Source organism: Pseudomonas sp. IT-P4, assembly GCF_949767755.1.
GTDB classification, from domain to species: Bacteria; Pseudomonadota; Gammaproteobacteria; order Pseudomonadales; family Pseudomonadaceae; genus Aquipseudomonas; species Aquipseudomonas monachiensis.
In genome coordinates this window covers 37,927-54,682 of the sequence record NZ_CATKPX010000024.1, presented here as the reverse complement: position 1 = coordinate 54,682, position 16,756 = coordinate 37,927, and the positions used below count along the sequence as shown (strand labels likewise).

Below are 16,756 nucleotides of genomic sequence, written 5' to 3'. Positions count from 1 at the left end.
ATGACAGATGCACTGGCGTCATTGCCAACCCGTGAAGATCTGCGCGCCGCCTTTCTGGCCCGCGCCGGTCACGCCGGGACCTTGTTGGTCGCTTTGCCGGCGGATGCTTCGACCCGGCGTTATTTCCGCCTGGAGGGCGCCGGCCTGTTGCTGATGGATTCGCCCCCCGACAGTGAGCCGATCGGCCCGTTCGTGCGCATCGCCCGGCAGTTGCAGGGGCTGGGCCTGTCCGCGCCGGCCTTGCTGGAAGTGGACGAAGCGGCGGGGCTGGCGTTGATTGAGGATTTCGGTCGCGACACCTACACCCGGCTGCTGCTGGCCGGGCATTCGGAGTCGCAGCTGTATCACCTGGCGGTCGATACGCTGGTGGCCTTGCATCGCGCTGCGCCAGCCACGGAACTGGCGCCTTACGACGGGCAGCGACTGGCGCACGAGTACGCATTGTTTATCGACTGGTACGTGCCGCTGCTGATCGGCAAGGACGCGGCGCAAGACCTGCGCGATGAGTATCTGGCGTTGTTCGCCGACACTTGTCGCGATGTCGCAAAACGCCGTGAAGCCCTGGTGCTGCGCGACTTTCACGTCGACAACCTGATGCTGTTGCAAGGCCGTGAAGGTGTCGCCGCCTGCGGCTTGCTGGATTTCCAGGACGCCCTGGTCGGGGCGGCGGCCTATGACCTGATGTCGCTGCTCGAAGACGCCCGGCGCGATGTGCCCGAGGCACTGCGCGAGGCACTGATCAGCCATTACCTGTTGCAGCGCCCGGAGCTGGATGCGCCGGGTTTTCTTGAAGATTACCGGTGCCTGGCCGCCCAGCGTCACGCCAAGGTGCTGGGGATTTTCGTGCGCCTGGCCGGCCGTGACGGCAAGCACGGTTACCTGGCGCATTTGCCGCGCACCCTCGGTTTGTTTGTCCGCGCCCTGGACGCCGAGGCCTTTGCGCCCCTGCGCCAATGGCTCGACCGGCACGTGCCCGACTGGCGTGAAGAGCTGCCCGCCGCGACCCTGGCGACGTTGCGCGAAACCCCTTATCGATTGGTTCAAGGATCATCCCATGGCCACGTTCAACATTGACACCGCATTGCGTTTCATCAATTCTGAATTCCTGCCGCTGACCGACGGCCGTGTGCGCGAAGTGCTCGACCCGGCAACCCTGCAACCGGTCGGGCAAGTCGGCGTGTGTGGCGAAGCCGATGTGCAGACCGCCACCGATGCCGCCACCGCCGCGCAACGCCAATGGCGCCTGATCGATGCGAAAAGTCGCGCCGCGCGCTTGCATCAGCTGGCCAACGCCATCGAACAGAATGTGGCCTGCAACCGTGAAGTCGCCCGCCTGATGACCCTGGAGATGGGCAAGCCGTTTCCCGAAGCCATGGGCGAACTGGCCAACTGCGCGCCGATCTTTCGCTACTACGCGGAGATGGCCCGGGACGATGCCGGCAAGGTCGCCGGCACCACGCAGATCGGCTCCTTCCAGCATGTGCGTTACGAGCCGTACGGCGTCAGCGTGCACATCATGCCGTTCAACTTTCCTATCCTGCTGATGTGCTGGACGGTCGCCGCGTCGCTGGCGGCGGGCAATGCCTGCATCATCAAGCCGGCGGAAGCCACGACCCTGTGCACCCTCAAGTTCATGGAGCATTTCACCGCGTTGCTGCCGGGGCTGGTGTCTTGCGTGCCGGGCGATGCAGTCACCGCGCAATTGCTGGTGCAGTCGGATCAGACCCACGCGGTGGCCTTCACCGGCAGCGTGGCCGCAGGCAAGGCGGTGGCCGTGGCCTGCGCCGAACGGATGAAACCTTGCGTGATCGAGGCCGGTGGCAGCGATCCGCTGATCATCTCCAGGTATGCGCCACTGGACGTGGCGGCGGCGGGGGCGGTGACGGCGGCGTTCCACTTGAGCGGGCAGATCTGCACCTCGGCCGAACGCTTCTACGTCGTCGATGAAATCCATGACGAGTTTGTCGCGAAGTTCGCCGAGCGCACCCGCGCCCTGCGTATCGGTCATGGCCTGGAACGCTCGGAGATCGGGCCGATGGTCAGCGAGGCGGCACGCAACAAGGTCATGCGCCTGGTCGATGACGCCGTGGCCAAGGGCGCGACAGTGGTGTGCGGCGGGCGGATTCCACCCGGGCACAGCGTCGGCTGGTTCTATGAGCCGACCATCCTCACCGGCGTGACCGGTGATATGGCGATTCTGCAGGAAGAGTGCTTCGGCCCGGTGGCGGCGATCTGCCGGGTCAGCGATTTCGACGAGGCGGTGCGCTTGGCCAACGATTCGCCGTTCGGCCTTGGCGCCTCGCTGTTTTCCACGGACCTGGCCGAAGCCATGGAAGCCGCCGAGCGTCTGGAGGCGGGGATGGTCTGGGTCAACAATCCGCTGATCGACAACGATGCGCTGCCGTTCGGTGGCTGGAAGATGTCCGGCCTTGGGCGCGAGCTCGGGCGTCAGGGGCTGGAAGCGTTCCGCCGCTCGAAAATGGTCATCATCGACCACCAGCCGAAAATCCAGGACTGGTGGTATCCCTACGCCGACGACGTGTTCTATCGCGATCCGGCCTGAAGCCGTGATGCACACAGGAGGATCGTGATGAGCGACAACATGGGATGGCCGACCCTGGCGGTGATTCTCGCGGCCGGGCAGGGCACGCGCATGCGTTCGCCGCTGCCCAAGGTCTTGCACCCGGTGGGCAACCGGCCGCTGCTCGGCCATGTGCTGGCGGCGGTGGCGACGGCGGGCATCGAGCAACGGGCGGTGGTGGTGGGCGCCGGCGGCGGGCAGGTGGCCGAGTACCTGCAACAGGTGGCACCGACGGCGCAGGTGTTTACCCAGCACGAACAACTGGGCACGGCCCATGCGTTGCTGGCGGCCCGGCCTGCACTGCAGGCTCACGAGCAGGGTTGTGTGTTGGTGCTGTTTGGCGATTCGCCGTTGATCACCCCGCAGACCCTGAACCGTTTGCGCCGGGCGCTGATAGACGGCGCAGCGGTGGCGGTGGCGGGTTTCCATACCCGGCAACCGGGACCCTATGGGCGATTGCTGGTGAAGGACGGTCGTCTGCGGGCCATCCGCGAAGCCAAAGACGCCAGCCCGCAGGAGCTGGACATCAACTTCTGCAACGGCGGCGTCATGGGCCTGCGTGCCGACACCTGCCTGTGGTTGCTGGAGCGTATCGGCAACCGCAACGCCCAGGGTGAGTACTACCTCACCGACGCGGTGGCGGTGGCCAACGAAGCGGGGCATACGGTGACGGCCGTGGAAGTGGATGAAGTGGATGTGCTCGGGGTCAATGATCGCGAGCAATTGCAGTTCGCCGAACAGCTGTACCAGCAACGTCGGCAGCGCAGGATCAAGGAGTGTCCCATGGGTGACTATCAACGGTTGTACATCGGCGGCGAGTGGGTCTTACCCGTCCAGCGCGGTGTTTTTGAAACCCTCGATCCGAGTGACGAGTCGGTTCTGGCGCGGGTTGCCTCGGCGACCGCCGAGGACATCGATCTGGCCGTGGCGGCGGCGCGCAGGGCGTTTGACGAGGGTGACTGGCCACGTTGGTCCGGGGCACGACGGGCGCAAGTGCTGAGGAACATCGCCGAGGGCATCCGCGCTCGCCAGGACGAACTGGCGGCCATCGAAGTGCGCGATAACGGTAAGCCGCTGCCGGAAGCCTTGTGGGACATTGCCGATACCGCCGGGTGCTTCGATTTCTATGCCGGACTTGCCGAGCAGTCGGACCAAACCAATGAGCAATCGATCGATTTGCCGGATGCGCGCTTCACCTCGTCGGTGATCAAGGAACCGGTGGGCGTGGTCGCGGCGATCATCCCGTGGAATTTCCCGATGCTGATGGCCGCGTGGAAAGTCGCCCCGGCACTCGCGGCGGGCTGCACCCTGGTGCTCAAACCTTCCGAACTGACGCCGCTGACCGCCCTCGAACTGGCCGGCATCGCCGACCAGGCCGGGTTGCCGGCCGGGGTGCTGAATGTGGTCACAGGCTGGGGACGCGAAGCGGGAGCGCCGTTGGCCGAACACCCGCAGGTCGACAAGATCGCCTTCACCGGCAGCGTGCCGACCGGACGCAAGATCATGCAGGCCGCTGCCAGCGAGATCAAAAACATCAGCCTGGAACTGGGCGGCAAATCGCCTTTCGTGATCTTCGCCGACAGTGATATTGAGGCGGCGGTGGAGTGGATTCTGTTCGGGATCTTCTGGAACCAGGGCCAGGTCTGTTCAGCCACTTCGCGGGTGCTGGTGGAGCGCGGGTTGTACCCGGCGTTGCTGGAGCGCCTGATTGCCGCCACCGAGCAGATTCAGATTGGCCAGGGCTTCGAGGAAGGGGTGAAGCTCGGACCACTGGTCAGCCAGGGGCAACTGGACAAGGTGCTGGCGGCGATTGCAGCCGGTCAGCAAGAGGGCGCGCGGCTGGTGTCGGGTGGTGTGCGGCCGGGCCATCTGGAAAAGGGGTATTACCTGACGCCGGCGATTTTCGCCGATGTCCCGCAGGACAGCGCCGTGTGGCGCGAGGAGATTTTCGGCCCGGTGGTGTGCCTGCGGGCGTTCGACACGGAAGACGAAGCGATCCGCCTGGCCAATGACTCGCCGTTCGGGTTGGCGGCGGCCGTCATGTCCCGGGATATCCCGCGTTGCGAACGGGTCGCTCGCGGTTTTCGCGCAGGCATCGTGTGGGTCAATTGCTCGCAACCGACCTTCGTCGAGGCACCCTGGGGCGGCTACAAGCAAAGCGGCATTGGTCGCGAACTGGGTGAGTGGGGCTACAACAGCTACCTGGAAACCAAGCAGATCACCCGCTACAACGGTGAACCCTGGGGGTGGTATCTGAAGTGACGTGAGCGTCGCAGTGGCCTGCCTGCGGACAGGGGCAGGTCATTTTTCCCGAATTGTACGGCTGTGGAACTGGAAGCCATTCTGGCAATCGAAGCCTATACGGGCGAGACGGACGTCGTAATGGTTACGCGCTGGCATTGAACGCCTTGTATGGCTGTAAAGCCGGGAGGGTTGCATGGAAAGGGACGCGATGTTCAGGTTCCTTGCGGGCTACCTGTTGATGTGTGCCCTGCTGGCATGGGGGGTGGTCCAGGCGTCTCACTGGATTGCTTCTCGCCTGCTGCTGTATTGGATTATTTAGCGCCGACCCTCGCAGCCTCGCTCCTTCCTGTCGATTCTTCCAGCACCCCAATGGTGCGACCCACTGTCTGGCCTTCTTCCTCCGATCCTTAGCCTGCGAAATCAGTCCGGTTTGCTGAACCGGCCACTGACCCAATCCAGGGATTGAGCCAGTGGCCGATGCTGCCGGGTTAGTGGAACGGGAAGATGTAGTTCATCCAGGCGGCCATGCGCAGAAGGATTTTGCGCATCATCGCGATGTGTTGGAAATGCTGGCTGTACAACGCCGCCTGGCCGTAGGCACCGCCCGGCATCTGGCCGGCGTACTGGGCATAGTCGGGGTCGGTGATCTCAATGATCACCGGAACCCGGCCGGCCGGTGGTGAACCGGTGAAGCCGGTCAGGGTGCCCGACGGTTGGATCTGGCCTTCGGCGATCACCGAAACGACGGTCTTGACCTTGCCTTCGAACACCTTGCCCGGAATGCCGTCGAAAGCGACCTCGGCCTCATCGCCCTCGGTCAGGCGCAACAGGCTGTTCTGGCGCATCCACGCGGAGAAGTAATGCCCTTCCGCGGGAATGAAGACCATCGAAGGGCGCAGCGGCAACTTGGTCGCCATCATGCCCGGACGCAGCGAAACATGGGTGACGAAGCCTTTGCTCGGCGCACGGACCGTGGTGTTGTCGAGTTCGTACTGCGCGCTGTCCAGTTGTGCCTTCAGGTCATCGCTGCGCGCGACCACCATGTCCAGTTCCCGTTGGGTACTGAAATTACGCTTGATCAGCTCGGTGATCCGCGCGCGATCGGCCTGGGCGGCAATCAGTTGCGCCTTGAGGGATTTCAGTCGGTATTCGAACGGCGCCGGGTCGATGCGAAACAGCACATCACCTTTTTCCAGGGGCTGGTTGGTTTTCACCGGTACATCGATCACCTGGCCGCTGACCACGGGAATCACCGGAACCGACACGAAATAGGAACGCGCCACCTCGGAGTAGGGGTGGTTGTAGTTCATCGTGAAAATCAGCGCGCCGATAATCACGACTCCGCCCAGCACCGCCGTGGGTACTGTCCATTTGTTCAGGGGGATGCGGAAGATCTTGAAGATGGCTACGCACAGAGCGGCATACGTCAGAATGAGTAAGAGATCCATGGCTCAAATGCCCTCGCCGAGATTGTCCGTTGGCACCCGGTTCTGGGTCGTGCCCGTCGCTGCCTCCAGGCGCTCGATCCGGCCTTGCAGCTCGGCGACCTGTTGTTCGAGGTGAACCACATGACTTTTGGGTGAATGTCCGTCACTGAAACCCCAGCCCCGGTCCTCTCGATAGGCCATGGCCCAGATCCACAGGAACGGCCACAGCGCGTGCAGGGTGAAGAGGCTGACCCAGCCGGTGGCGTGGATTGCATCCTGGTGAGGGTGGTTGCGGTGGACAGCAATTTCATAGGGGATGTCGTGGAGCAGGATGATCCCGTAAAACAGCACAAGCCCGACAAAGACCAGCAGGCCCAGGGCGAAGTAATCAAGCATGAACCACTCCTCTTGAAGCAGATAACGTGTGCGCATGAGTGTAGCCGTTCAATCTACACTTGACGGGGATGCGGCTATCCAGCCGGAGCAACCGGTGCCTGGCCGACGCGTCGACCGATATCGTGCAAGCACACTCCGACGAGGTGAGTTCATGCCAGACAATGGTCAATTCGAAAGGGCGCCTGTACTGGACCCTGTCGAGCGCATTACCGAGGTGATCTTCGGCCTGCTGATGGCCATGACGTTCACCGGCACCATCAGCGTGGCCACGGCGGACCAGGCAGCCGAACGCACGATGATGATTGCCGCGCTCGGCTGCAATCTCGCCTGGGGACTGGCCGATGCGGTCATGTACCTGTTGCGCGCACTGGTCGAGCGCACGCGCAGGATCAAGCTGTACATGGCCTTGCGCAATGGCGCGGACGCCGTGGCCGGCCAGGCGCTCGTTGCGCAGGTATTGCCGTTGCAGTTCGCGACGGCGGCCGGCAGCGAGGGCCTGGAGTTGTTGCGCCGGCGGCTGCTCGAGCAGCCCTCCTTGCCGATCAGGGCGGGCCTGGGCTGGAACGACTTCAGGGGCGCCCTCGGGGTTTTCCTGTTGGTCGTGGGCTCGACGTTTCCGCTGGTGGTGCCGTTCATACTGCTGGATCAGACGGCACTCGCCATTCGCCTGTCCAACCTGATCGGGCTCGTGGTGCTGTTCATCGCCGGCTGGATGCTCGCCAGATACGCTGGCGCCACGCAATGGCAGGGTGGGGTGATCATGGCCGCTACGGGGGGTGTGCTGATCCTTGCGATCATTGCGCTGGGCGGCTGACAGCCGGTCATAAATCAACACACTAAAGACTCATTCTCATTTACAATTGCCCTTCCATTTACGTTGGGCAGCCTGGTATGGATGTTCTTGCCACAATCCATCTTTATTTATCCCAATGGGTGATCGAACCGGTCACCCGGCAGTTCCTGGGCATTTTCGACTTCAACGGCAGACTCGGTCTAGCCTTTCTCTGCATGTCTTACGGCGTCGCCTACTGCCTGTTCCGCTACCGAGAATCCCGGGGCCTGACCGACGCTCGCTCATTCGGGCAGTTCATCGGCGGCCGCCGGGTGTACCTGCATCGCTCGGCACTGCTGGACTACCGCTACTACTTCGTACTCGCCATCCTCAAGGTTGCCCTGGTGCTGCCCATCGTCGGTCTGGTGGATCCGTACGTCTTGCGTTCAGCGGACTACATCGCGTTCTTCACCCAACTATGGGGCGCGCGTACGCAAGTGGAGGAGCACCTGGCGTTGACCCTGCTCTATGGGCTGGGCGTATTTCTGGTCAAGGATTTCAGCCATTACTGGGGCCATCGCGCTTTCCATTCGCGGTACCTGTGGGCCTTCCACAAAGTCCATCATTCGGCGCCCGTGCTGGTGCCGGCGACGGCCAGCCGCGTGCACTTTCTGGAAGAAGTGGTCGAAAAGCTCACGGACATCATCTGCGTCGGCGCGTTTGCCGGTGTCTTCTGGTACGTCTGTGGCGGGGAGATCAGCCGCTATACCTTGTTTGGCGTGACCTACATCGTATTCATCTTCAATGCCCTGGCGGCCAACCTGCGTCACAGCCATGTCTGGTTTTCCTTCGGGCCGGTGCTGGAGCGGGTACTGAGCAGCCCGGCGCAACACCAGATTCATCACAGCGATGCACCGCGACACTTCAACAAGAACTTCGGCATCAACCTGTCACTGTGGGACTGGATGTTCGGCACGCTGTACGTCACCCGGTCCACACCCGAGGCCATCCATTTCGGTACCGGCGAACAGGATCACGAGCGTTACCTGACGCTGCAGGGCTTGATCGTCACGCCTTTCGTGGATATCGCGCGCAAACTGCTTCCTGGGAAACCCTTGAAAGCACAGCCTGAAAGCGGATCTGATCCGTATTTTTCAGCGCAATCTGCATCTGTAACGAATACAGCCGTCAGCCCACAATAAATCTCCGGTACGGCAGCACATGCCACCCTGTACCGCCAATTCATTGTGTGGGAGGCCCCATGGCCAAGATGACGATTTTTCTCGGCGGTTTTCTGCTGTTGACCATCCTGATCGGTATGCTGGCGACGATTCCGCCGGCGTGATCAGGTGCGGCGTTGACCTTGGGAAGGTTCATGGTGTCCAGCGCTTGCAATGCTCAATCGGCAGCGACTTTCTCACGCACTGAATTTACCCAGAAGTTTATCGAGAGAGACGAGGTCAACGACCTTACCTGGTGGAACCAGCCTTCAGGTAAAAAGAGCAAATCGCCGGGTTTCAGATGCACTGCAAGAAAGCTCACCTGTTTTGCAGCCGGAAACTCCTCAAAATTCGGATGTGACGGATCGAAGTCGCAGCCTTCCAGACCACCGTGAGGTGAAGTCGACCAACTACCCAATGCAATGCGGTGGTGAGGCGCAGCCAGCAACATTGTCTTTTCTCCCCAGACTTGTGCAAAGAGGTTGTCTGAGTCATCTCGATGAAGGGGGGTCAATGTACCCTTCGGACCCAGCCAGAGACGTGGTTGAATGTACAAAGACCTTTTGAAGTAGTCCGGGAACCTGATGAGTGGAAGTAGTTGTTTCGGAACCAGATTATTGCCCATGTAGGCTGGCGGCCCGGCGACAATGTGGCAGGGAGCTTCGTCCATGGTGGCAATAAAATCCAACATCGCGGTAGTCCGAAAATCACGCTCAGATGAGAAGGCTTTGTGGGCATAATCGCCGTGGCGGGTGATGCCCTGCAAGTTGGCAAACTGCTCAAGGGCGGTATCTCTGGGCATGCTGAACAATGGCCAATCGTTAAGGGCCTGGGTGAACACCAGCGGGATGCCTCTGGCCCGGTATCGAACGTTGAACTCGTTCATTGAAACCTGGTTTTTTGGCCGACGATCAATACTGCCATTCAGGTTCACGCTCGCCGAAAGCTGTTCACTAAAGCGTGGTAGGGCTGGATAACGTCGATTCATCTCGACCTCCATTTTGGCAGCAGCAGGATGCAGGCTGTCGCTGACAAGTGAAGGGAGTAGCGTGGCCAGGCCGATGTTTCCGGTTATTTTCAATTGACCTTGAGCGAAGAGTTCTTCGATGTTGGCAAGGCCTTGTACGATAGTGAGAAAAACAGACTCCTTGAGTTCAATTGTCACATCTGCCGCAGGATGCACTCCCAGCTGTGGGAGGTTGGAAGTTGGCACACTTACCCAATAACGTTTCTGATCCGAAAAAACGAACTGAAACGTGCCTGCGACACCAACAGAATTGGCACTGGCGAACAACGCAGATAGTGCGGATTGAACGTGCATAGTTTAGCTCCTTGCTTTTTAGTGTGCGGATGAGGTTTGTATTAGTCTGTAAAGGCAGTTCGATGCTCGGCAGCACATTCATTAATTTTAGACGACCGTGCCAGCGCACCATCAAATGAGATCAGTCGATCGGTTGTAGCCTTCCAATCCGCAAGGCGATGATAGGCATTGATGAACCAACTCAAGTTTTCACAAAGATTTCCAAAGGCCGAATTGATCTGCATGACGTCACCGAACATGATGCTGCCTGCAAAGAAACGAGGTACAGCCAACAAGCTACTAAAGATAAGGGAGAGTTGGCTGTAACTTTCGGTGAACAACGATAGTCGCATTTTTACTCGAATCGTACGGCGCATATTGGCCAGACTTACATCAAGCTTTTCGCTGATACTTTCTTTCTCGCAGTTACGACCAGTGCCGGTTGAGTGCATCTTGGAACCGTCGCGGAAGCGGATAAGAAAGTACCGAAGATCGGCCTCTGATCGTTGTTGATTGTTACTCAGGGAGACCAACTTAAAGCCGATTTTCTGGCTGATGTACGTACCCAGCAATGCATAAAGGATGGCAGCCCAGAACATATAAGCAGGGACGGTAATTCCCCAGAGCGACGCGTCGCCCGAGATGCCAATCAGTACCACACTGAAGGATACTACGCTGGACAAGGTATAAATTAGGCCGCAGGCCAGGTCTATGGTTTCAAAAGTGAACTTGTTGATGTCCTCGGCGATGCGTTGATCCGGGTTGTCGACACACTGTTCAATCTGGTCGGGCCTGGTCGACTTGACTATCCAGGCGGAGAGGTAGTGGTTAGTCAGCCACTTTCGCCATTTGAGCGCAAACACATCCACCAGGTAGGTAATCAGCACTGACCGCACCACCGAGAACGAGATGATAGCGAGGAATACCACCACTAGGCTGTAAAATTTATGGGCGTCAAGTTCTTGAATGGCATTGTAGAAATGTTTGTACCACTCGTTGATGGCCAAGGCGGTCACGACGGCAAGCAGCGAGAGAATTAGCAAGGCAATAAGTACGCTCCAGGCAAAAATTTTTTCCTCACTTTTCCAATACAATGAAAGCATCGTATATGTGTTTTTTAGGAACGAGTTTTTGCTGAGGATAATATCGTCTTTTTTTGTAGGGTTGCAAACCATCTGAGCACCTTGGTCATATGTGATATTTGTATGTTGCTTGTTGTGGTGTGCTGTTGCTTGTTGTTTTGTAGCGCTCGATTAGAGCGCCCAGAAGCCCAGGCGTCCGAGGCTTGCTGCAAGTTTGAGGCGGGATAGTTGCCAACTGTTCAACGTATTAATGTGTTGTTGTTCTGCCGTTGCATAGGCGGTTAATGCGTTCAGAAGCTCGATCATGTTACCGACTCCTGAACGATAACGCCCTTGCACAACTTGCAGCGCCTGACTTGACTGCTCCACCCATTCAGCAGTTTTTTCCAACGAGCGCGTTTCGATGTTTAATGTTTGGTAATTGACCCATAGTTCCATCGATATACGCTGTTCAACATCCGAAAGTTCTGCTTTGCTGGTCTCAAATTTTGCTTGAGCTCCCCGTACCTGATAGGTGCGCTCGAAACCTTCGAACAAGGGAATGTTCAATTGCAATCCAACGCTATTTTCACGTAGGTGGCTATCGCCATTGAGCGCGATTGATTGGTTTGTCTGTACATCGGAGATGTTAGCGATAAACGACAGGGTAGGGCGGCCAGATGCTTTGCTTTCGTCGATAGCAGCCTTTGCTGCATCCAGTTTGGCCTTTGCGGCAATAAGTGAGGGATGACCCTGGCGTGCCTGTTCAAGCAGTTCATCGACGGTTTTGACGAAATGGGTATCCGGACGTCGACTCAGGCTCCCCGCCAACTCCAGTGGTGTTTGCGGAGGTAACCCCATACGCATCGCGATCAGGCCTTTTGCGCTGCGCAAGGCGCCATTGCCGCGAACTTCGTTCAGCCTCGCCTGGGAGTAGGCTGTTTGCGCCTGCAGGCGGTCGGAGAGCGCTGCGGCGCCCGCTTCATACTTGGCGCTTGCAGCTTTCAGGTTTTCGGCTGCCAATATTGCCACTTGGGTGGCGGCAACCTGGCTACGTTGTGCGGCGAGGGTGTCATAGTACAACTGGGCTGCCAGGACGAAAGCCTCTTGCAACTGGCTATCCTGATTGGCGTTTGCTGCAACTAGAAGATGACGTGCATTACGCAGTGCCGATTCGCGGCGACCGAAGTCAAACAGTACCCAACTCAAGGTCAGGCGATTATCGAGTTGACGCTGATGACCATGCCTGGAGTACTCCCCACGTTGTTCATACGCGGTGTCGTTACGTCCACTGGTGACGCTAGAGCTGCCGTTGAGCCTTGGGAGATATGCCGATTGTTTAACACCGACCAAGGCAGCCTGGGCCTTGGCGCTGGCCCAGGCCTGTCGCGTCTGTGGATCGTGACAAAGCACCCGCTCTATCATTTCCTCCAGTGTCAGCAGCGCTGGTACAGGACCGACTTCACACGACCAGGTCGAGTTGTTGATGTCCTTGTTCGCAGTGCGAGAGACATCACGCTCGGTCGCAAATACATCCATTGCCATGGCCGATTGGAACCAGGCGCAAAGACTGGCCAGAAGGGAGTAGATGAAAGCTGCTTTCATCACAGTGTGACAGCGCCAGTGGTCTGGAACATGGTGGACGGGGTTGGCTGGTCCAGGACAATCCGGCCAGCTTCCAGTATCACCACGCGATCTGCCGAGGCGATCGTCTCCGAACGATGGGCGACAATGATGCGCGTCACCTCAAGTGCACGAACAGCGTCATTTACCTGCTGCTCGCATTTCACATCCAGATGACTGGTTGCCTCGTCAAGAATCAGAATGTCTGGTTTCTTGTAGAGCACCCTGGCTAGCAGCACACGCTGCTTCTGCCCGCCAGACAGAACCGTTCCCATGTCACCAACCAGGGTGTTGTAGCCCATTGGCATGGACATAATGTCAGCATGAATTGATGCCTTGCGCGCACATTCCATGGCCCAGTCCAGATCAGGGCTCGGCTCGAAGAATGCGATGTTGTCTGCCAGTGAACCGGCAAACAGACAATCATCCTGCATCACCGTGCCGATCTTGCTGCGAAAGTTCTCCGCTCCGAGGTGGTGAAGTTCATTGCCGGCGATTCGTATCTGGCCATGAGTAGGCTTGCAAATACCCAGCAGCAGTTTGATCAGCGTACTCTTTCCGCTGCCCGAAGCACCGGTGATTGCCACAGACTCCCCCTGCGCAATGTGCAAGTTGATGTCATCCAGCACGAATGGTTCCTGATCGGAATAGCGGTACTTCACCCCTGTGAAATCAATATCTACATGGCACGAAGGCCAAGTTGCGGAACTCTGCGTGCCGCGGTTGTCTTCTGGTGGATGCAGGACGATGTCAGCCAGGCGTTCGCCCTGCAAACGGAGCATGTGCAGTTCAAATAAATGATCGATCAGATTGGCCACGCGGCTTACGAATTGGGATTTGTAAGCAATAAACGCCATCAGCACACCGACACTGAATTGGTTGTTCATCACCATGGCCGCACCGAGTCCAAGCGCCAGTAGATTCTCCAGTCCGAATATCAAGCCGTTGAACTGGGTGTAGACCAGTTGCAGCTTCTGGGTTCGTAACCCTGCGTTGATCTGTTCTACGAGCAATCCGAGCCAAGTGGAGCGTCGCTCGCTCTGGCGTTGGAACAACTTTATTGTGCGCATGCCGCGCACGGTCTCAAGAAAGTGGCTTTCCTGCCGGGCAGCATGAATGATTTGTTCCTCGTTTGCCCGACACAAAGGGCGATACCAAGCCCAGCGAACCAATGTGTACGAAGTCATCGCAATTACCGCAATGACTGCGAGCAACGGGCTGTAGGTAATCATGAGGGCGAGTGTCGCGATGGTCATCAGACCATCCAGAAGCGCAGAAAAGAAGGCGGCTGTCAGTGTCCCCTGTATCTCGCCGATAGCACCGAACCGCGAGACGATATCGCCTAGGTGGCGCTTTTCAAAGTACTGGATCGGCAGCCGGAGCAGGTGACTGTAAACGTTCGCCCGCCATTGCACGCTCAGCAGGGTGCTCATGTGCATCATCACCCAAGCCCGTGTAGCACTCACCAGTTGCTGCATCAAAAGTAATAGCCCAAAGCCGATGATCAACGTCGTCAGCAAATCACGGTCTTGAGTGACCAGTACATTGTCGAGCGTCCACTGCAGCAAGAACGGACTGACAAGCGAGAACACTTCCAGGGCCAGGGCTAGTAGTAGAACCTGCGAAAGGGCGCGATAAAGACCGCTCACCCGTCCCAGCATGCTCATCAATTTGATCTGTGGCTTGGCTTCCTGCTTTTCAAAGTCACTGTCAGGCCACACCTCAAGGGCGACACCGGTAAACGACTTGCTAGCCTCGGCCAGGCTCAACTGGCGGATACCATGGGCCGGGTCATGCAAGGTAAGGCACTGGCCGTCTGCGACCTTAAGAACAACGAAATGGTTGAAGTTCCAATGCAGTACACAAGGCAACGTGAGCTTGCTGAGGTCGTCCAGTTCAACCCGCATCGCCCGAGTGCCGAACTTCAGTTGATCGGCTGTCTGTGTCAGTTGTTTGAGCGTCACCCCCTTGAGTGACACGCTGAACTGGCGACGCAGTTCCATCAGCGTCGTGTGATGACCATGGTAGCCCGCAATCATCGCCAAACAGGCCAGACCGCATTCTGTCGCTTCTGTTTGTAGAATCAGGGGCAGCCGTCGGCCTATGCTTAGCGTGATCGCATCTAGATAGTTCATGTATTCGTTCCTAGAGTTTGCCCGTCAGGCTGTAGAGCGGCTCAAGTACCCACTCATAGAGGTGGCGGGTCTCCTGCAGGATGTCTGCCTCAACCAACATGCCGGCTTGTAGCGGCCTCGGCTTGCCGTAGGCCAGTACTGACTGCGCCTCGATATCAACGCGAATGCGGTAGAACTGTTCGCCGTCCAGGCCCAGCCTCGGCACAGTTCCGGTTACGCTCGCCAGTTCGGTCGCTGAGAGGGTAGTTTTGGAGATAGATGTCACATTGCCGCGGTGTTGGCCGAATTTTTGATACGGATAAGTGTGGTAACGGACCATTACAGGGTCGTCTACATGGATGAACCCGATGGCTTTGCTTGGTGCATAAAGCTCTACTTGCAGGCGGGAATCTGCTGGCACTATGCTCATTAATGGTTGTGAGCTATCCACGGTTTGTCCCGGCTCAACAAGAATGGAAGTTGCCATGCCGTCTTGGGGGGCCGACAAGATCAGCGTGCGCTTGGCTTCGCTCTCGATAAACGCCTGCTGGATGCTGGACAATGACCGCCGGATACTGGCCAGCTGATTTTCGTGCAGTGCCGAGAGTCCTGAAAATTCATGCCGACGCTCGACCAACTGCTGTGTCAATGCTGTAGCTTCGCGAGTCAACCTCTGAAGGGTTTGGCGTTGGCCCAAAAGTTCAGCCTGGCGTTGCTGAAGCTGATCCATGGATATGTAACCTTTATCCATCAGTCCTTGATATCGACCGGCCGCATTGGTTGCCAGATCTACAAGCTTTACCTGGCTGGCCCTTTGCTGTGCCAGTGTCAGCAGTTCCTGTCGCAAACTTTGCAGTTTGCTTTGCAGACTTTGACGTTCCTCGAATTGAAGTTGTGTTTGTTTCTTCAACTCTTCGTTTAAGGATCGACGTTGTTGCGCGAGTTGATCGCTTACTTCTGCCTGTACTGGCCCGAAATCTCCTGCGAAGCGCTCACTGGATAGGCGAAACAATCGAGCGCCTTGCTTGACTAACTGCCCTTCATCGACAAAACGTTCGAGCACCAAGCCATATTGTGGTGAGTGTATTTTCAGCTGTCCGGAGATGGGCACTAGCTGACCTGCCACAGTGCTGCGTTTGGTATAGCTGCCGCAGAGAAAAAAAGTCACGACCATGGCGGCAAACAATGTGGCTATCAACGTAAGTACCGTGAAGGAAACGGGTCTGACAAGCACGATTTCACCGAGCCAGTTAGCTTGTTGTGAGGCCAGCGCTTCGAGTCGAAACAGCGGGGTCTTTAGTGTCACACATTCATCCTTAATTTTTGTTAGGAATTAAGCTGGACAAGCCGCTCCCTATCGGCTTGATCAACCTATATTTGAATAATCAATCGTTTCGCAAATAGTTACAAAATCACGATGAATTTTAATTTTTCTTTTATTTTCTTTTATTTTCTTTTCGGTCGTAACTGTTTAGCTTAAAAATGACTGTAGGGGCGCTGTGTCTATTCTTGAGTCTTGTAATTGCAAGGGGCGATCTGTAAGAGTTTGCTCGGAGTAACAAATGAAAATAGCAAAAAGAGAACGTGGTGTGATGCGCTTGTTGATAAATGGTCTGACTAGTAAGCAAATCGGCCAGCAACTGGGCTGCAGCAATTACATCGCCAGGGATCCTATTTCTTCAACGTTTAAAAAACTTAATGTAACTAGTCGTGTTGAGTTGACGGTAATAGTCATCGAAATGGAAAAGCAAAAATAGTTTTGACTCTCAGGAATCACTCCTTTTACGTTTGAGTGTTATTGAGTTCGTAGTCAGCACTGCAGGTGCAGGGTGGTATTTCGGTTGCTGCTCTGACTACGGTAGGTTTATTCGATGTTTGCATCGGTCGCATCTTGATGGGTAGTTTTAGAAGGCTATCTGTGGCTCAGGCCTAAGGTAGATCTGTCAACTATAAGGTTCTGTAGTTGTTACTATCGATTCAAGCCGAAAGCAAGAGGTATTCACCATTGCAATAGAGTG

13 protein-coding genes and 1 pseudogene are annotated in these 16,756 nt (G+C 57.3%); 7 read left to right on the top strand and 7 right to left on the bottom strand.

Annotated features, from left to right (window positions below; genetic code table 11):
- The 4 genes and pseudogenes from ACM6IT_RS09580 to ACM6IT_RS09565 all read left to right on the top strand — a co-directional run bounded on the left by ACM6IT_RS09580 (position 1) and on the right by ACM6IT_RS09565 (position 4,843).
- On the top strand, positions 1-1,074 hold the full coding sequence (locus ACM6IT_RS09580) for an aminoglycoside phosphotransferase family protein (protein WP_414917874.1): 1,074 nt from the start codon (positions 1-3) through the stop codon (positions 1,072-1,074).
- On the top strand, positions 1,055-2,563 hold the full coding sequence (locus ACM6IT_RS09575; RefSeq protein WP_414917873.1) for an aldehyde dehydrogenase family protein: 1,509 nt from the start codon (positions 1,055-1,057) through the stop codon (positions 2,561-2,563). The genes ACM6IT_RS09580 and ACM6IT_RS09575 overlap by 20 nt, the downstream gene beginning before the upstream one ends.
- A gap of 27 nt (positions 2,564-2,590) precedes the next feature.
- Positions 2,591-3,067, top strand: a pseudogene (locus ACM6IT_RS09570) (NTP transferase domain-containing protein); the annotation flags it as partial.
- A gap of 297 nt (positions 3,068-3,364) precedes the next feature.
- Positions 3,365-4,843, top strand: coding sequence for an aldehyde dehydrogenase family protein (locus tag ACM6IT_RS09565; protein ID WP_414917898.1), 1,479 nt, complete (start codon positions 3,365-3,367; stop codon positions 4,841-4,843).
- 470 nt (positions 4,844-5,313) lie between these two features.
- Here the strand turns inward: ACM6IT_RS09565 and ACM6IT_RS09560 are convergent, their stop codons facing one another.
- Together ACM6IT_RS09560 and ACM6IT_RS09555 are read right to left on the bottom strand one after the other, a co-directional pair.
- Entirely contained in the window at positions 5,314-6,273 is a 960-nt protein-coding gene (locus ACM6IT_RS09560; RefSeq protein ID WP_414917872.1) for an HlyD family secretion protein, read from the bottom strand.
- Between the two features lie 3 nt (positions 6,274-6,276).
- The gene (locus ACM6IT_RS09555) at positions 6,277-6,648 is read right to left on the bottom strand and encodes a DUF3302 domain-containing protein (RefSeq protein WP_056727334.1); all 372 of its coding nucleotides are present in this window, start codon (positions 6,646-6,648) and stop codon (positions 6,277-6,279) included.
- 151 nt (positions 6,649-6,799) lie between these two features.
- Here ACM6IT_RS09555 and ACM6IT_RS09550 point away from each other — a divergent pair, with 151 nt between their 5' ends.
- Positions 6,800-7,462, top strand: coding sequence for a VIT1/CCC1 transporter family protein (locus tag ACM6IT_RS09550; protein WP_223541792.1), 663 nt, complete (start codon positions 6,800-6,802; stop codon positions 7,460-7,462).
- Positions 7,463-7,539: 77 nt separating this feature from the next.
- On the top strand, positions 7,540-8,622 hold the full coding sequence (locus ACM6IT_RS09545) for a sterol desaturase family protein (RefSeq protein ID WP_223541791.1): 1,083 nt from the start codon (positions 7,540-7,542) through the stop codon (positions 8,620-8,622).
- A 196-nt stretch (positions 8,623-8,818) separates the two neighbouring features.
- Here the strand turns inward: ACM6IT_RS09545 and ACM6IT_RS09540 are convergent, their stop codons facing one another.
- The 5 genes from ACM6IT_RS09540 to ACM6IT_RS09520 form a co-directional block, all read right to left on the bottom strand.
- Positions 8,819-9,961 carry a cupin-like domain-containing protein gene (locus ACM6IT_RS09540; RefSeq protein ID WP_414917871.1) on the bottom strand — a complete coding sequence of 381 codons (1,143 nt, stop codon included), beginning with the start codon at positions 9,959-9,961 and terminating at the stop codon, positions 8,819-8,821.
- Between the two features lie 41 nt (positions 9,962-10,002).
- Entirely contained in the window at positions 10,003-11,115 is a 1,113-nt protein-coding gene (locus tag ACM6IT_RS09535; RefSeq protein ID WP_414917870.1) for an SbmA/BacA-like family transporter, read from the bottom strand.
- Between the two features lie 78 nt (positions 11,116-11,193).
- Complete coding sequence (locus ACM6IT_RS09530; RefSeq protein ID WP_414917869.1) at positions 11,194-12,606, bottom strand: TolC family protein; 1,413 nt, start codon at positions 12,604-12,606, stop codon at positions 11,194-11,196.
- Positions 12,606-14,759 carry a peptidase domain-containing ABC transporter gene (locus tag ACM6IT_RS09525; protein WP_414917868.1) on the bottom strand — a complete coding sequence of 718 codons (2,154 nt, stop codon included), beginning with the start codon at positions 14,757-14,759 and terminating at the stop codon, positions 12,606-12,608. Before ACM6IT_RS09525 ends, ACM6IT_RS09530 begins: the two co-directional genes overlap by 1 nt.
- A 10-nt stretch (positions 14,760-14,769) precedes the next feature.
- Positions 14,770-16,026: an HlyD family secretion protein gene (locus tag ACM6IT_RS09520; RefSeq protein ID WP_414917897.1), complete on the bottom strand. Its 1,257-nt coding sequence runs from the start codon at positions 16,024-16,026 to the stop codon at positions 14,770-14,772.
- Between the two features lie 274 nt (positions 16,027-16,300).
- On the opposite strand from ACM6IT_RS09520, the gene ACM6IT_RS09515 reads away from it, so the two are divergent.
- Positions 16,301-16,495, top strand: coding sequence for a LuxR C-terminal-related transcriptional regulator (locus ACM6IT_RS09515; protein WP_414917867.1), 195 nt, complete (start codon positions 16,301-16,303; stop codon positions 16,493-16,495).
- Positions 16,496-16,756: the final 261 nt, after the last annotated feature.

What these genes read in the sequence shown, in the direction of transcription:
- ACM6IT_RS09580 (WP_414917874.1), top strand. Translation starts at nt 1, where the DNA reads ATGACAGATGCACTGGCGTCATTGCCAACCCGTGAAGATCTGCGCGCC.
- ACM6IT_RS09575 (WP_414917873.1), top strand. Translation starts at nt 1,055, where the DNA reads ATGGCCACGTTCAACATTGACACCGCATTGCGTTTCATCAATTCTGAA.
- ACM6IT_RS09565 (WP_414917898.1), top strand. Translation starts at nt 3,365, where the DNA reads ATGGGTGACTATCAACGGTTGTACATCGGCGGCGAGTGGGTCTTACCC.
- ACM6IT_RS09560 (WP_414917872.1), bottom strand. Translation starts at nt 6,273, where the DNA reads ATGGATCTCTTACTCATTCTGACGTATGCCGCTCTGTGCGTAGCCATC.
- ACM6IT_RS09555 (WP_056727334.1), bottom strand. Translation starts at nt 6,648, where the DNA reads ATGCTTGATTACTTCGCCCTGGGCCTGCTGGTCTTTGTCGGGCTTGTG.
- ACM6IT_RS09550 (WP_223541792.1), top strand. Translation starts at nt 6,800, where the DNA reads ATGCCAGACAATGGTCAATTCGAAAGGGCGCCTGTACTGGACCCTGTC.
- ACM6IT_RS09545 (WP_223541791.1), top strand. Translation starts at nt 7,540, where the DNA reads ATGGATGTTCTTGCCACAATCCATCTTTATTTATCCCAATGGGTGATC.
- ACM6IT_RS09540 (WP_414917871.1), bottom strand. Translation starts at nt 9,961, where the DNA reads ATGCACGTTCAATCCGCACTATCTGCGTTGTTCGCCAGTGCCAATTCT.
- ACM6IT_RS09535 (WP_414917870.1), bottom strand. Translation starts at nt 11,115, where the DNA reads ATGGTTTGCAACCCTACAAAAAAAGACGATATTATCCTCAGCAAAAAC.
- ACM6IT_RS09530 (WP_414917869.1), bottom strand. Translation starts at nt 12,606, where the DNA reads ATGAAAGCAGCTTTCATCTACTCCCTTCTGGCCAGTCTTTGCGCCTGG.
- ACM6IT_RS09525 (WP_414917868.1), bottom strand. Translation starts at nt 14,759, where the DNA reads ATGAACTATCTAGATGCGATCACGCTAAGCATAGGCCGACGGCTGCCC.
- ACM6IT_RS09515 (WP_414917867.1), top strand. Translation starts at nt 16,301, where the DNA reads ATGAAAATAGCAAAAAGAGAACGTGGTGTGATGCGCTTGTTGATAAAT.